Raw genomic sequence first — 15,335 nt, 5'->3', positions numbered from 1 at the left:
CCGTGAGTCAAACCCCTTACTCGGCAAGGCACAATACCACTGTTAGCCAAAAACGTTAAAGATGCATCAAAACACTGATTTCAAATACGAACTACTAACGGCAATCGGAATAGGCATAGGACTATTTTACACAGGTATTCTGCTCTGTTTTATCATTCATTTCCTGATAAGCATTTTCATAATGTTTGTTCTCGACAGCAAAAATTCCATTCCCTCATGGCTCTGTATCTCATTTGTTGCCAGCTCATTCATCGTTCTGATTGGGAGTATATATTTTGGACGATCTTATTATATTAAAGCCAAAGCTCGTTCTACTGAAAATGGCATCAAGGGTTGAATCCCCCCCTAAAAAAGAAGAAATCATCATAATGCCCACGTTAAAATAGCAGCACTTCTTAGAGCGTTCTCAGTTGAGTTGTAGCCGTCGCCTTAACGGTAGGGAGGCCTCTCCGAGGCCTCCGAAACCACACTCCATCTACCTATGAATTTCGCATCCTCACACTACGCACGGCGGAGGCCTCGGAGAGGCCTCCCTACCAGGTATCAAATGCCTACAGCTTACATGAAACTGCTCTAGAGCATTGTCGGTTCAATTTGTCGCAAGATTTAAGAGATCACGCAGAGACAAAGAGACGCAGAGAAAACCCATATTACTAATTATAAGTAAATTAAAAATATTGCATTTCCCTTCCTCTGCGTTCTCCGCGCCTCCGCGTGAGACAAAATAAACCGAAAATGCTCTAGAAACTGATATTACGCGGCTGCCTTGACGGAGCAGCGAGCGTCCCGCCGCTCCTTCCGGCACTGCGTAACATCAGTTACAAAGTGGGCACATACAAATCTTACCACGCATAAGTCACGCCTGCCGACCAGGTGCGGGGAGCGCCGGGGACAAGCGGGACTTCCTCGAAATAGGTGTTCCAGAGATTATCCACCTGCACGGAGAGCGTGAGGCCTCGGATGCCAGGCACGCGGTAATACACGCCAAGTGAACTCAAAATCACATCGTCGCCGCTGCTGCGCAGGGGGTTGTCGGCCTGGAGGCGCAGTTCGTTGTCCATGCGCAACTCGATGCCCGCGCCGGGACGCAGCACGAGGGCTGCTGTCAGGCGATGTTCGGCAAAGTTGTAAGCATAAAAACTCGCCGCGCCAGACGGCAGATAATCCTCATTTTTGTGCAGCCATGTGTATCCAAAAACCAAATCCAACCACTCAAAGCTGCGACGCGCCACCAACTCCACGCCTGTCGTGTCCAGGCTGCCCGCAACCGGAATGCGCGCGGCGGATGGGTTGGCGGGATCGTAATACCAGTCCACCAAATCGTCGTCGTGACGGTAAAACACCGCCGCCTGCACGTCCCAGCGCGCCACGCTGGCCAGTGCGCCGAGTTCGATGTTTTGCGCCTTGGAACGGCCCAAATCGCGGTCACCACGAAACAATCCGCTCGTCGGCGAGGAGTTGAGCGCCGTGTAGGTGGGCAGTTGCGTGGATTCCGCATAGGACACGTAAACGCGCCGCACACCATCTGTCGTTGGATTTTCGTTACCAGACGGTTTGCGCACCCATGCCAGCTCGGCGACAGGCGACACGGCGGAGCCGTCGCGGTTGCTGTCGTCGTAATTGGCGCCGGCGGTGGCTACGATCTGGTGCCCGCCCGCGAGCACGAACGTCTGGTCGGCAAACAGACCCGCATAGACCTGCGTGCGGTGATCGAAACGGCCATCGCCGAGGCCGTCGCCTGTCTTGCTCAGGCGCACCGAGTCGATCTCGTCGGCCACGACGCCCGCACGATAGCGAATAGCGGTCGAGGCTCCCCCCCCCCCCCCCCCCCTCCGTGCCGGCGGTGGCGAATACTGGCACGCTGCCCTCCAAACCCGCGCCGAGCGCCTGGGTCACGTGATGATAGGGGATGGCCGGAGGTGGCGCGAGACGGTCAAACGTGTAGTCGTCCACATTGCGCCGGTAGTAGGCCCCGGCCTGAAACCAACCGCCGTCCACGCCCTGCATCACGCGATGGTTGAGCGCGACGAGGAGGGTTTCCAGTTGGTCGGTCTCGTAGCGGTTGTAGGGCGCGGCGTAGAGGTTTTGCAGACCGAAAAACTTTTTTTGCCAGCCCGCGAAGAGATCGGTTTGCGCGTTGTCGCCCTGAAGTTGGAAACGCAGATTGTAACGCTGGAATTCGTGATCGTTGTAATCCAGCGCACCGTCGCCCTGCGACCACGAGGCCGAGGCATCGACGGCGAGCGTGCGTCCGCCGAGTTTCACGTCGCTCACGTAGCCGCTGTAAAGGTCAGCGTTGAACAGGCTGTCGTTGCCCGTGCCGACCGACGCGAAGCCGCCCGTTTGCACCCGTTGCCATCCGTAGGCGACGCTGCCCGCAGTGGCGTTCCAGCCAGAGATGGCGTTGTCCGCGCCCGTGCGCACTTGCGGTGCGCCGAGCAGCGCGGGAGCCACCGGTTGTTCGGAGAAAAGATAATGTCCCGTCTGCGGATCATAGATCGGCACGGCGCCGATGCTGAATCCGGTGTTTTCGAAGGTGCCGCCGCGAATCGACACATCCGCCTGCGCCTCGCTCGCGCTGCGCGCCTGCACGTCCACGAGCGGCTCATAACGCAGCGCCGTCACCGGCATCGCAAAGGAATCCGTGGACTCCTGATTGGCTACGCGAGGCGAATACACCACCAGTTCGGGCAAGGTCAGTTGTTCGGAGTCCGTGGCCGTCGGGAGCGCATCAGCCGCGGCGGCGGTGGCAGCGGCCATGGATGGCAACATTGCCAACAATGCCCGAAATCCCAATCGCGCGGTAGCGCGCGTAGCGTGTCTGCTATGGCGCGGGCGTCTCGCCCGCTGTAGGGGCGTCGCTTGCGACGCCCGCGCACGCCATTTGATGCCGTCTCCTGCATACGCGGGCTTCGCAAGCGAAGCCCCTACGTGTGGCGCGGGCGGCCCGCCCGCTTCGGAACAGATTGCGGGCGGGACGCCCGCGCCACGTTTGGATTCGGATTCTGCAACTTCAATCGTGAGAGACGACATGGCCGCCACCGTTGGCAAACAATAGGACGGCTTTCAAGTCGCTAGTTAATCGAAATCGGAGATATTAAGTTAACCAGCATGTTATCATGCTTATTTTCAGCATGATAAAAAATTAAAATTAGCGTCGCCTTGGCTCGAATTTGTTTTCGTTGCGCGGTTTGCGGTTGCCGCCTGCGCCTTGTGCGCCGCCCACACGACTGCCACCGGGACGTCCTGAACGTCCGGCCCCTCCCCCCCCCCCGCCGGGGCGACCGCCACCACCACCGCCGCCGCTATTGCCACCGCCGCCGCCACGACGACGCGGGTTTTTCATCGGACGACTCGTGTCAACGCGAGGCGGGCGTCCGCCGTCGGAATACGGGAAACCGTCGAGCGTTTGGAACGGAATCTTCGCCCCGATGAAACGCTGGATGTCGTGCACGTCGCCCGCCTCGTCGGGCGTCACGAGCATGAACGCGTCGCCCACCGCCATTGCGCGTCCCGTGCGACCGATGCGATGCACGTAGTCCTCGGGGTTTTCGGGAACGTCGTAGTTGATAACATGTGACACGCCCGCGACGTCGATGCCGCGCGCCGCGATGTCGGTCGCCACCATGACTTCGTAACGCCCATTTTTAAAACCCTCCAACGCCTCGACGCGTTGGTTTTGGGAACGGTTGGCGTGGAGCACGGCCACGGAGTGTTTTTTGGATTTAAGCCGGCGCGCAATGCGGTCGGCCCCGTGTTTGGTGCGCGAAAAAATGATCACGCTCTCGTAGTCGAGCTTGTCGAGGATGGCGCACAAGAGGTCGAATTTTTGTTCAAACGTCACCGGGTAGATCGCGTGTTTGACGGACTCGTTGACCGTGCGTGCGCGGCCAATCTCGATGCGTTCCGGGTTTTGCAACGCGAAGCGCGCCACGTCCTCGATTTCAGGCGGGATCGTGGCGGAGAAAAACAAGGTCTGCCGTTGCTTTGGGCACAGGCCCACGATGCGTTTCACGTCGTTGATGAAGCCCATGTCGAGCATCCGGTCCACCTCGTCGAGGATGAGCACTTCCACGCTATCGAGTCGGATTTCCTTCTCCTTGATGAAGTCCATGAGGCGACCGACGGTTGCGATCACGATGTCGGTGCCGGCGCGCAGGTCCGAGCGTTGTTTGCCGTAGCCGACGCCGCCGTGGATGATCGTGCTGCGCACGTCGGTGAAACGTCCGAAATCGCGGAACGCCGTCTCCACTTGCGCGCCCAGTTCACGCGTCGGTTCGAGCACGAGCACGCGTGGTCCGCCGGGTCGGTGTCCGCCGAGACGCGCGAGCACGGGCAGCGCGAATGCGGCGGTTTTGCCCGTGCCGGTTTGCGCCGAGGCCACCAGATCGCGTCCGGCGAGCACCACGGGAATGGCGCGAAGCTGGACCGGCGTGGGATCGACGTAGCCCATGGCTTGCACGCCACGAACGAGGCTGGAAGGAAGTCCGAGTTTGGAAAACGGCATGGATCACTACCGACCATCCCGCCCTGCGGACGCGAGGTGATTTTTTTCCGATCCGTTCACCACTGAGACACAGAGGCACAGAGTTCAGACCGGAGCTTTAACCACTAATGCACACTAATGGACACTAATAATCAGACAGGGAAACCGTATTCTAATTAAGGATACACTACCCCCTCATTAGTGTCCATTAGTGTGCATTAGTGGTTAAAAAAATCAGCAGACCAGACTGCGGAAATCCGCGAAATCCCCGGCAAAGCCGCCCGGCACGCCCTTGCAGATCACGCTCACGGCGTCGTGCGAATGCAACGACTCCAAGTGTGCGCACGCCACCTCGAAGTCCGCGATGCGCCGGTCGGCATCGAGTTCCGCGAAGAGCAGGCGCGCCGCGTCCTCGACAAATTTCAGGTTGGCCCCGTTGAGCTCGGCAAACGCCTGCTCGTCCTCGCGCCGCACCATCACCTGCGTTTCGGTGCGCAGCGCGCGCACGCAGTGCCGCTGCAAATCCTCCAGCGACAACCGCGCGCCCGGCGCCACCTCCACGCGCAGACGCGCCTTGGAACGCTGGTTATGCCCCACCGCGTAAACCCCGCGCACATCGCGCGCGTGCTCCGCCAGTTCCGCGCTGCACGGACAGGCCGACGAATACACAAAATCAAACTCGATGAACCTCCTAAAAACGCCGTGCCCGTCCATCCGCCCCTCGAACACCGCCGCGTAGTATTGCCAGCCAGCAAGCCCGCTGCGCAGCGCGTCCTGTTTTATTGGATACGAAAACGCCAGCCGCAACCGCGCCGACAACGCGCCCACCTCCCGCCGGTATTTAGCCAGTAAACGCTGCAACGATTCAGGTGAGAACACGTCGTCCTGATGTTCGTAAAACGAACGCACAATGCGGCTCATGTTGATGCCCTTGTCCGCCGCATCGACCGACACCGTGCCCGTTACCGACGTCTCCAAAGTCACCGTCCTTCCCTTCCCCCCCCCCCCTCGGTTGCGGAATCGCAACGGCAGCCGGAAACCCGACACGCCCACGTGCTGGATCGGCACGCGCCCGCCCTCGATGGAATTTTCCGCCTGCATCACGTCCGGCAGCGCGGCCCGGTAGGCAGATGTCACCTTGAACTGCGCATCGTATTTCCTCCGCAGCGGACGCGCGGCGACGGTGGAAACAGCCTGGGATGCAGATTTGGACGTTCTTTTTGGCATCAAAAGGTCAAGCCGTTACCACAAAACCCACGCGGGTCAACAGAGCCCGCTCCTCCCCCCCCCCCCTCGCCTCCCCCGCCCTTTCTCTTGCGCCATTGACCCCGGCGCGGGCCACCGCTTAACGTCTCCCCTTTATGTCCACGCAGTCCTCCGAGTCATCCAACCTCATGGAAGCCGTTGTTTCGCTCTGCAAACGCCGCGGCTTCGTTTTCCCGTCCTCCGAAATCTACGGCGGCCTTAACGGGTTCTTCGATTACGGTCCGCTCGGCGTAGAACTCAAAAAGAACATCCGTGACTGCTGGTGGAACGACTTCGTGCGCCGCCGCGACGACGTCGTGGGCATCGAATCGTCCATCATCATGCACCCCAAGGTCTGGCACGCCTCCGGCCACGTCGGCGGCTTCACCGACCCGCTCGTTGACTGCAAAGCCAGCAAACAGCGTTACCGCGCCGACCAACTCTTTTTCGCCGCCGTCGTCGTTGACGGCACCACCCACGGCTACGTCTCCGCCCTCGAAAACGAAGACATCCCCGGCACCCTTCAGGCTGCCGCCGAGACGTTTAAACGCAAAAAAGCCATCCAAGGCACCCTCGCCCCCGTCCAGCCCAAGGAATTTACCGAAGCCACCGCCGAGCAAATCCCCCTCATCCCCTCCCCCGCCACCGGCGAACCCGGCAGCCTCACCGCGCCGCGCGACTTCAACATGATGTTCGAGACCCACGTCGGCGCCCTGCGCGACGACTCCTCGCTCACCTGGCTGCGTCCCGAGACGGCGCAAGGCATGTTTGTCGATTTCAAGAACGTCGTGGACACCGGCCGCGTAAAACTCCCCTTCGGCATCGCGCAGACCGGCAAGTCGTTCCGCAACGAAATCACCCCGCGCAACTTCATCTTCCGCTCCCGCGAATTCGAGCAGATGGAGATGCAATACTTCATCCACGAAGACGACGACTGGGCCAAGTGGCACCGCCACTGGATCAACTGGTGCGCCAACTGGCTCAAAAGCATCGGCCTGCCCGAGTCCCACCTCTCCGAATTCGACCACCCCAAAGCCAAGCTCGCCTTCTACTCACGCGGCACCACGGACATCATGTTCAAATACCCCTTCGGCGTGCAGGAACTCTGGGGTATCGCCGCGCGCGGCAACTACGACCTCACGCAACACGCCAAGCACAGCGGCAAACCGCAGGAAATCTTTGACGAGGCCACGAAGAAAAAATTCGTCCCCCACGTCATCGAACCCGCCGTCGGCCTCGACCGCATTTTCCTCGCCGTCCTCTGCGCCGGTTATTCCGAAGAGGAAGTCAAGGACGAGAAGGGCAACGTGGAAAAACGCGTCGTGCTCCGCCTCTCCCCGCGCATTGCTCCGGTCAAAGTCGCCGTGCTCCCGCTCCTGAAAAACAAGGAGGAACTCACCGCTCGCGCGCAGGAACTCTACAAAAAAATCAAACGCAAGTACACCGCCTTCTACGACGAGTCCGGCGCCGTGGGCCGCCGCTATCGCCGTCAGGACGAAATCGGCACGCCGTGGTGCGTGACGATCGACTTCGAAACGATCGAAAAAGACGGCACCTTCACCCTTCGTGACCGCGACACGATGCAACAAAAACGCATCACCGAGGCCGAACTCTTCGCCCTGCTCGACGAGCAGGTGTGGTAAACGGGCGACCCATTTGGAGTGCGGCGATTCATCGCCGCTTTGACGGGCCGTTTCAACGGCCCGCCCTCCCCCCCCCCGCCGGGCACCACAGTGCAGCGCGATAAATCTCGCCGTCCAAAGCGGTGATGAATCACCGCACACCAAACTCCGAATATCCATTTTATGACTACAAAACAGGCGCATGGCACCACCGCCGCCGAAGGAACCGTCTTGAGCGTGCTCATTGCGCTCAGCGTGTCGCACATGCTCAACGACACGGTCCAAGCCATCGTGCCTGCGATTTACCCGCTGCTGAAAGACACCTTTCAACTCAGCTTCACGCAGATCGGACTCATCACACTGGTCAATCAACTCACCGCCTCGATCCTTCAACCCGTTGTCGGCAGCTACACGGACAAGCACCCCAAGCCCTACTCGCTCGCCATCGGCATGACGCTCACGCTCATCGGCCTTGTCATGCTCGGCCTTGCGCATGGCTTTCCCATGCTGCTCGCGGCGGCGGCGCTTGTCGGCACCGGCTCCTCGATCTTCCATCCTGAGGCCTCTCGCATGGCCCGCATGGCGTCGGGCGGCAAATTTGGCCTGGCGCAATCCATCTTCCAAGTGGGCGGCAATTTCGGCTCCTCGCTTGGCCCGCTGCTGGCGGCGGCGGTCATCATCCCGCGCGGCCTGCCGCACACCCTTTGGTTCACGCTCCTCGCGCTGGTGGCGATCATCGTGCTGGCACGCGTCGGCAACTGGTATAAGGCCCGCCTCCTCCAGGCAGCGCACGCACGCGCCGCATCCCCCTCCCGCGACAGCTGTAACAAAAATTCCACTACCGCTCTGCGCCTGCCAAAACGCACTGTGATCCTTGCGCTCACGATTCTCTCCGCGCTGATTTTTTCCAAATACATCTACCTCGTCAGCCTGACCAACTACTACACGTTCTACCTCATCGACAAATTCGGCGTCTCGCTGCAAGCCGCGCAGATTTGCCTGTTCGTGTTTCTGTTTGCGGTGGCGGCGGGCACGATTGTCGGCGGTCCGGTGGGCGACCGCATCGGACGCAAAAGCGTAATCTGGACCTCCATTCTTGGCGTGGCTCCGTTCACGCTCGCGCTGCCGCATCTCCCGCTGACGTGGGTGGTGGTTTTCTCGGTGATGATCGGCTTCATCCTCGCGTCGGCGTTTTCGGCCATCCTCGTGTATGCGCAGGAGCTGATCCCCGGACGTGTGGGCTTGGTGGCGGGAGTGTTTTTTGGCTTTGCGTTTGGCATTGCGGGCATTGGTTCGGCGGCACTCGGCACGCTGGCCGACCACACGAGCATCGGCTTCGTGTTCAACGTCTGCGCCTTCCTCCCTCTGATCGGCCTCGTCACCGGCTTCCTGCCCGAGGTGGAAAAACGCCCCAAACGCACCCGCTAGAGCTTTTCAGTTGAGATGCAGCCGTTGTTTTAACGGTAGGGAGGCCTCTCCGAGGCCTCCGAAACCACGCGCCATCCACCTATGCGTTTCGCATCCTTTCACCACGCACAACGGAGGCCTCGGAGAGGTCTCCCTACCGGATAGGATATGGCTACGACTTTCTTGAGATTGCGTTAATCCGTCCGCGGCTTCGCCGAGCTGTCGCGGTTTCCGGGGGCCACGCCGTCGTAGCCTCCGGTGTAGCCGGCTTCCACGTGACCGATGCGCACTTCGTCATAATAAATTTCCCGGTCGGGCACATCGTGACGCCCGGATTTCCATGTCCAGTTATAGACGCCGCACTTGATGTAATAACTCTGCCCGGCAGGACGCCCGCCCTCGTCCAGCAGATCGACATTCGGCCCCTGTTGGACGTAGAGCCGCTGTCCGTTGCGCCAAACTTCCAGCAACCCGTTTTCCTCCGGGGACGGACGGACATGGATCACCCAATCCTGCCACACGTCGCTTTCAACCGAAGCCTTCCACACTGGAACCGCCGACGCCGGACCGCGTGCGGGGCCGTCATGCGGCTTGGTGATTACCTGCAATTGCATTTCACCCTTCTCGATGAAGATCGAAGTGATGTTGCGTCCGGAACGCCACGTATGGTCTCCCTTGTGGGCTGCGGCATGGAACTGGTGCACCATTTCGCCGAACCGGCTCGTTTGCCAGTTCTTCAAATAAAAGCTGAAACCGATCCAGTATTCGTTTCCCCACTTCAACCCACCGTGTTTGTTCACCAGTTCGGTGCGTTCACAAGCGCGGCCTTCGTCTTCAGGACGATTGACGATGCGAACCGCATGCTTCCCGGCGCGGACGATATCGGACTGGACGGCCACATTCGCCGCGTCGGCAGGCAGCCATTGGATGCTCCAAGGCGGCTGGTTCAACGTCCCGCTTTCGAAATCCTCATCGAGTTGCAGGGGCTGAAGCTGGAGCGGCGCGGCTGCCGAAGGCTCGTCTGCCCAGGCAAGCGCAGACAAAAGAAGCGGAAGTGAAAAAATAACAAATGAGCGAAACGACATCATGGCCGGAGTTGGTCGTGCGGTGCGGATTGAGGTTAATGCCGGAAGCGGCGGCGAATGGATTGAAGTAAAAACACAGCCGCGCAAAGGCCGGCCACGAGCAACCCGGCATTGGCGGGTTCCGGAATCGACGCGGCAAGCAACTGCGACGAGGTCAGGACCGTGTTCGAGAGCCTGACTTCATCAATCAAACCCGACCAGCCGCCTTCCATGTTTGAGGCGCTTGTGCCCTGCAACGCTCCGATGGTGAACTGCGCATTCGGCGTGCCGTAAAAGGTGCTGAAACTGTGCGCGAAGCTTTTTGTCTGCAATTCGCCGCCGTTGAGATCTTGCAGATAAAAGGTCACTCCCGATGCCTGGTTGTTCAGGTCAAAGGAAAAACCCACGTAATAATCCACCCCCGCGGTGAGAGTAAGCGTGGAGTTGAATGTGGTGGCGGCCGTCCCATCGGCACTGACCCTTCCAATCAACACGCCCGCGCTGTTCACCCCGAAGCTCCAACTGCATTCCTTTGTGGTGCTGTTGGAAATCCAGCGCGAAGCGATGTAGCGGTTGCCCGTCGCGCTGGTTGTCGCGACATTGACGAATGCCTCGACGGTGAACGCCGTAGTGAGTTTCAGGATACCTGTGGAGGTGGTGCGCCGCAGCAGCCCCGCCTGATCGCCAAAGTTGGCGCCGCGAAGATTCGAGTCCCCCGTGTTCGGAACCAACGGACCAAAGTGCGAACCGGCCCCGGTTTCTGGCAGGAGGAGAGAGGTGACGGTTCCGCCCGTGCTGTTCAAGTCCATGCCATTGCCGCTGGAATCGAGGTAAAGGTTCGTTCCGTTTTCGAAACGCCAGTAGCCGAGGACACTGGCGAAGCTTTGCGTTGTTGTGCCAGCCAGTCCCAAGACGGTGGCGATAAGCATCAGGACAAAAAAGACGCGGACAGGAGAGCAGGGTGATTTCATGGCGGTTGGGTTTGTAGAGGACGGATTTGCGGTCGGAGGAAACATGCCGCCCTTATGCGCCCAATCTGCGGGGACGAACAATGTCATCCGCCTTCTAACTGTAGAATTTCCCCTTTGTTTTCCTCCTGCCTCCCCCTCCCCCCCCCCCCCCCCGCTCAGACACCGGCGTTCCGCCAGGCAGCCTTGTTCCGATCCGGCAACGAGGGGCCGGACTGCCAGGTGCTGTCCACCAAGAGATGTAGTGGCATTTCGGGGACACCGGTTTCGCCGCCGTGCAACATGCCGACGAGTATGTCCACGGCTTTGCGCCCGATGAGCAGACTGTTCTGGCAGATGCCCGCCACGTCGCCACCGCGCCGGGTGTCGAGGTTGGCGAAAGCAACGTCTCTGGGTATCCTCACGCCCAGCATCCTCAGTTTCTCGTAAATCGCGGTGTGGGAAACGATCACGTCCGGGCGGAGTTTTTCGATGTCGGCAAGCAACTGATCAGACGCCTCCATTCGGATGATTTCCAACGGATGTTTGCATTCATCCTCATAAGCCCTTGCACAACCCCAGTAAGCAAAGCCCACTTTTTTGTCCCACCCCTTGTCGATGCGCAGCCCTATCCGGCGGTAGCCGAGCGCTTCGAGGTGGGAAAGCATCAGCCACATGTTGCGGAAGTTGTGGCTGGTGACGACATGCAGGGCCGGGGAGAGCAAACTGTAGCCAAACGACACGGCCGAGAAACCGGCAAAATCGAAATCGATGACCAACTCGGAGTTTGGCTGCGGGGCCAGCAACAATCCCTGAATGCCGCGGGCCTTGAGCACGCGACCGAGCTTCGGCAACGGAAGCCCCTCCTCGTGAAGCCAGAACGTTTCCAGTCGATAACCCAACTCCCGGGCACGCGCATTGGCACCCTCGAAGTATTCCCGGAAGGTATCGTTGGCCAGCAGGTCCTCCTGTCGCGGCCAGTTATTGAGCCATGCGAGCGTGGCCTGATAATGCGGAGAGCGAACGGTTTTGCGGTAGGCGTTGAGCGCGGTAAGCGCCGGGTCGGGCCGGTAGCCAAGGCGCGCCGCCGACGCCTGGATTTTTTCGCGCGTTGCCTGCCGGATTTTCGGGCTGTTGCGCAGAGCAAGCGCCACGGTTGTGAAATGCAGGCCAACGTCGTCGGCAATATGGCGGATGGTAATTCGCGGGGTCGTCATAGAGCGGGCTTCAGGCGTGTGGATTCTACAGTTAGAAATCAAACATAATTGTTGCCCCAAAAGAATCTGCCATTTGTGGCTCCCATGCTTTTTCAGCACAGCACTCCTCCCCCCCCCCCATGAAAAACAGCCGCGCCTTCACTCTCATCGAACTTCTTACCGTCATCGCCATTATTGGCATTCTGGCGGCGATCATCATCCCCGTCGCTGGCAAAGCCCGGGCAGCCGCCGCCAACGCCCGGTGTGTCACCGGCCTTCGCCAGTGGGGCATCGCAATCCAGCAATACCTAAACGACAACCGCGACAAACTCCCCGGCCCGGCCAACACCTACGTTATCCACACCAACATCGGCAGTCAGACGAATCACCTGCCCAACATCCTCGCCCCCTACATCGGCCTCGCTGACGGAGTCAGGAGCAACCCCGATTCCAATCTACCCGACTCCTACTTTTGCAGCCTCTGGCTCAAGAAAACCCCTAACCGCAACGGCCCGTTCCTCATGCTCAACCCCAACCCCAAGGATACCAGCGGAGACGAAATAAAATACGTCTGGGGTTACAAGGGCACCGGCACGGTCACATCCCCGCAATATCCGAGCCACCAATACAGCGAGGTCGGCAACCATTCCCGCACGATTGCCCTGAAGGACATCGATAAGGGCAATCTATTGAAGGATTCCGGATACGATGACAAGGTCCCCGCCGAACCCGTCCACGGACGACATCGCAACAACCTCTACTTCGACTGGCATGTCGCCGCCACTGCCGTGAAGTGACGCACCGCCGTCCGTCCGGGAAAAAGCCGATCAGGGGATCGGCGTTCCCAAACACCGCGGATCGCAAATCCTCCGGTGCGGGCTGAAACTCCGAACTACGGTTTGTGCCTGCTGCATCCTCCACATCGGGCCAATGTTTGCCGGAACACCCGCCGACTTCGCCCGGATCATTCAAATCCTTTCGCCCGACGGACGCTGGCCCGACATCGACTACACTCACCAAAACCGCCTCAACTGGTCCCCCGCCCAGCACCTCACGCGCCTCGCCCAACTGACCGTCCTCTGCGCAGCCGACGCCGCCCCCGTGACCCGCGCCATTTTCAAAAGTAGTCATGATGAGATCTGACAGTTGAGGGAAGTTCCATGGGGATTCAGGGTGGTCAAAAAGCAAATAACCGTCTTGGAATTAGGAGATTAAAAAAAAGACCCGAACACTGTTTTTGCAGTATTCGGGTCATAAACCTGGCAACAACCTACTCTCGCAGAGCCTAACGCTCGACTACCATCAGCTGCTCGGGGCTTAACGGCCGTGTTCGGGATGGGAACGGGTGGAACCCCCGGCATATAATTACCAGGAAGTGGATCTCCAAGATTAATGGAGAAAGTGTAAAGTCTGAGTCTTTTGTTTTGTCCTTATGTAAGGAGGTTAAATAAACGCCTAGGAACCAGTAGAGATTTGCATAAACTTTCAAGGCAATTAGTAACAGTAAACTGAACGTGTTACCACGCTTACATTTCTGTCCTATCAACCGGGTGGTCTACCCGGGCCTTGCACTGTATTGCTACAGATTGTGATCTTATCTTGGGATGGGCTTGGCGCTTAGATGCTTTCAGCGCTTATCCCTTCCGAACATAGCTACCCGGCGCTACCGCTGACGCGATAACCGGAACACCAGAGGTTCGTCATTCTCGGTCCTCTCGTACTAGAGAATGAACCCCTCAAATCACAAACGCCCACAGCGGATAGAGGACCGAACTGTCTCACGACGTTCTGAACCCAGCTCGCGTACCACTTTAATCGGCGAACAGCCGAACCCTTGGGACCTTCTCCAGCCCCAGGATGTGATGAGCCGACATCGAGGTGCCAAACCGCGCCGTCGCTGTGAACGCTTGGGCGCGATCAGCCTGTTATCCCTAGCGTACCTTTTGTCCTATGAGCGATGGCGATTCCATATTCAACCACCGGATCACTTGAACCTGCTTTCGCAACTGCTCGACTTGTAGGTCTCACAGTAAAGCTCCCTTATACTCATGCGCTCTATAGCCCGATTACCGACCGGGCCGAGGGAACCTTCGTAATCCTCCGTTACTTTTTGGGAGGATTCCGCCCCAGAAAAACTGACCTGCTATCACTGTCCCACAACCAGATCATGGTATGTGGTTAGACGCCTAATTAACATAGAGTGGTATTTCACATTGTGACTCCGACTGGCCCTGAAGCCAGCCCTCAAAGTCTCCCACCTATTCTACGCAATGAAAATCAAGCGACAATAACAGCTTACAGTAAAGGTGCATAGGGTCTTTCCGTCCTGCTGCGGGTAGGCGGCATCTTCACCGCCACTACAATTTCACCGAGCCTCTCTCCGAGACAGTCAACAACTCGTTACACGATTCGTGCGGGTCGGAACTTACCCGACAAGGAATTTCGCTACCTTAGGACCGTTATAGTTACGGCCGACATTCACGAGGGCTTAGACGCGAAGCTTGCACCTCACGCTTTCACCTTTTCGCATTGGTCACGTGTCACTCCCTATACATCGTCTTGCGACTTAGCAGAGAGCTGTGTTTTTGCTAAACAGTCGGTTGTTGCAATTAACTGCGGCCCCTTGCGGGGCACCCCTTATACCGAAGATACGGGGTTAATTTGCCGAGTTCCTTAGAGAGATTTAACTCGCGCGCCTTGGAATACTCATCCCGGATACCTGTGTCGGTTTGCGGTACGGGCGGCCTGCATAGTGGCCAGTCAAATTTTCTTGGAATCTCCTTTGCCAACACCCACTCAGCCGTAGCTTTGCAGTGCCCTGTCAAAAGGGTCTGTTGGTTCCGTCAATCCGTCTTCGACTGGATAGTTACAGGCGGGTGCAGGAATATTAACCTGCTGTGCATCGACTACTCCTTACGGCCTCGTCTTAGCTCCCGACTAACCCTGAGAGGACGAACCTTCCTCAGGAAACCTTATCCTTACGGCGAGGTGGAATTCAACCACCTTTATCGTTACTTATGTCTGCATTCTCACTTCCAAGAACTCCACGGTCGGTTACCCCTTCCGCTTCACTGTCACTTGGAACGCTTTCCTACTGCGCACCTTGCGGTGCACCCATGGCTTCGGTATATAGCTTGAGTCCCGATCATTTTCGGCGCGAATTCGCTCGATGGGTCAGCTGTTACGCACTGTTTAAATGATGGCTGCCTCTAAGCCAACATCCCCATTGTCTAAGCAAACTCACATCCTTTTACACTGAGCTATATTTTGGGACCTTAACCGATGGTCTGGATTATTCTCCTCTCGACAATGCAGGTTAGCCCGCACTGTCTGACTGCCGACCTTCACCCCATGGTATTCGGAGTTTA

10 protein-coding genes and 2 rRNA genes (1 of these 12 only partly in view) are annotated in these 15,335 nt (G+C 58.5%); 4 read left to right on the top strand and 8 right to left on the bottom strand.

The annotated features are described in order from the left end of the window. Positions 1-842: 842 nt before the first annotated feature. From OBACDRAFT_RS29750 to folE2, 3 genes are all read right to left on the bottom strand, one after another. Complete coding sequence (locus OBACDRAFT_RS29750; protein WP_232767066.1) at positions 843-1,757, bottom strand: TonB-dependent receptor domain-containing protein; 915 nt, start codon at positions 1,755-1,757, stop codon at positions 843-845. 1,394 nt (positions 1,758-3,151) lie between these two features. Continuing rightward, a complete protein-coding gene (locus OBACDRAFT_RS12235) occupies positions 3,152-4,507 on the bottom strand; it encodes a DEAD/DEAH box helicase (RefSeq protein WP_043585994.1) in 1,356 nt (451 codons plus the stop codon). Between the two features lie 213 nt (positions 4,508-4,720). After that, positions 4,721-5,713 (bottom strand): GTP cyclohydrolase FolE2, encoded by a 993-nt coding sequence (gene folE2, locus OBACDRAFT_RS12230; RefSeq protein WP_043585992.1) that lies wholly within the window; start codon positions 5,711-5,713, stop codon positions 4,721-4,723. Between the two features lie 134 nt (positions 5,714-5,847). On the opposite strand from folE2, the gene OBACDRAFT_RS12225 reads away from it, so the two are divergent. Both OBACDRAFT_RS12225 and OBACDRAFT_RS12220 read left to right on the top strand, forming a co-directional pair. Then, positions 5,848-7,374 (top strand): glycine--tRNA ligase, encoded by a 1,527-nt coding sequence (locus tag OBACDRAFT_RS12225; protein ID WP_043585990.1) that lies wholly within the window; start codon positions 5,848-5,850, stop codon positions 7,372-7,374. A gap of 162 nt (positions 7,375-7,536) precedes the next feature. Then, complete coding sequence (locus tag OBACDRAFT_RS12220; protein ID WP_043585988.1) at positions 7,537-8,781, top strand: MFS transporter; 1,245 nt, start codon at positions 7,537-7,539, stop codon at positions 8,779-8,781. Between the two features lie 173 nt (positions 8,782-8,954). On the opposite strand, the gene OBACDRAFT_RS12215 is transcribed toward OBACDRAFT_RS12220, so the two are convergent. The 3 genes from OBACDRAFT_RS12215 to OBACDRAFT_RS12205 all read right to left on the bottom strand — a co-directional run bounded on the left by OBACDRAFT_RS12215 (position 8,955) and on the right by OBACDRAFT_RS12205 (position 11,988). Further along, positions 8,955-9,803: a polysaccharide lyase family 20 protein gene (locus tag OBACDRAFT_RS12215; RefSeq protein ID WP_157837047.1), complete on the bottom strand. Its 849-nt coding sequence runs from the start codon at positions 9,801-9,803 to the stop codon at positions 8,955-8,957. A gap of 77 nt (positions 9,804-9,880) precedes the next feature. Beyond that, entirely contained in the window at positions 9,881-10,795 is a 915-nt protein-coding gene (locus OBACDRAFT_RS12210) for a LamG domain-containing protein (RefSeq protein WP_043585984.1), read from the bottom strand. Between the two features lie 155 nt (positions 10,796-10,950). Continuing rightward, positions 10,951-11,988 (bottom strand): LacI family DNA-binding transcriptional regulator, encoded by a 1,038-nt coding sequence (locus OBACDRAFT_RS12205; RefSeq protein ID WP_043585983.1) that lies wholly within the window; start codon positions 11,986-11,988, stop codon positions 10,951-10,953. Positions 11,989-12,107: 119 nt separating this feature from the next. On the opposite strand from OBACDRAFT_RS12205, the gene OBACDRAFT_RS30720 reads away from it, so the two are divergent. Next, positions 12,108-12,764, top strand: a complete 657-nt coding sequence (locus OBACDRAFT_RS30720; protein ID WP_043585981.1) for a prepilin-type N-terminal cleavage/methylation domain-containing protein — start codon at positions 12,108-12,110, stop codon at positions 12,762-12,764. Between the two features lie 133 nt (positions 12,765-12,897). Further along, complete coding sequence (locus tag OBACDRAFT_RS12195) at positions 12,898-13,110, top strand: hypothetical protein (RefSeq protein WP_043585979.1); 213 nt, start codon at positions 12,898-12,900, stop codon at positions 13,108-13,110. 114 nt (positions 13,111-13,224) lie between these two features. On the opposite strand, the gene rrf is transcribed toward OBACDRAFT_RS12195, so the two are convergent. Next, positions 13,225-13,340: ribosomal RNA gene (gene rrf / locus OBACDRAFT_RS12190) — 5S ribosomal RNA — on the bottom strand. 100 nt (positions 13,341-13,440) lie between these two features. Further along, positions 13,441-15,335: ribosomal RNA gene (locus OBACDRAFT_RS12185) — 23S ribosomal RNA — on the bottom strand (it continues 951 nt past the right edge of the window).

Source organism: Geminisphaera colitermitum TAV2, assembly GCF_000171235.2.
Lineage (GTDB): Bacteria > Verrucomicrobiota > Verrucomicrobiia > Opitutales > Opitutaceae > Geminisphaera > Geminisphaera colitermitum.
Note: the sequence above shows the minus strand (reverse complement) of the source record. Positions and strands in the feature narration are given on the sequence as shown.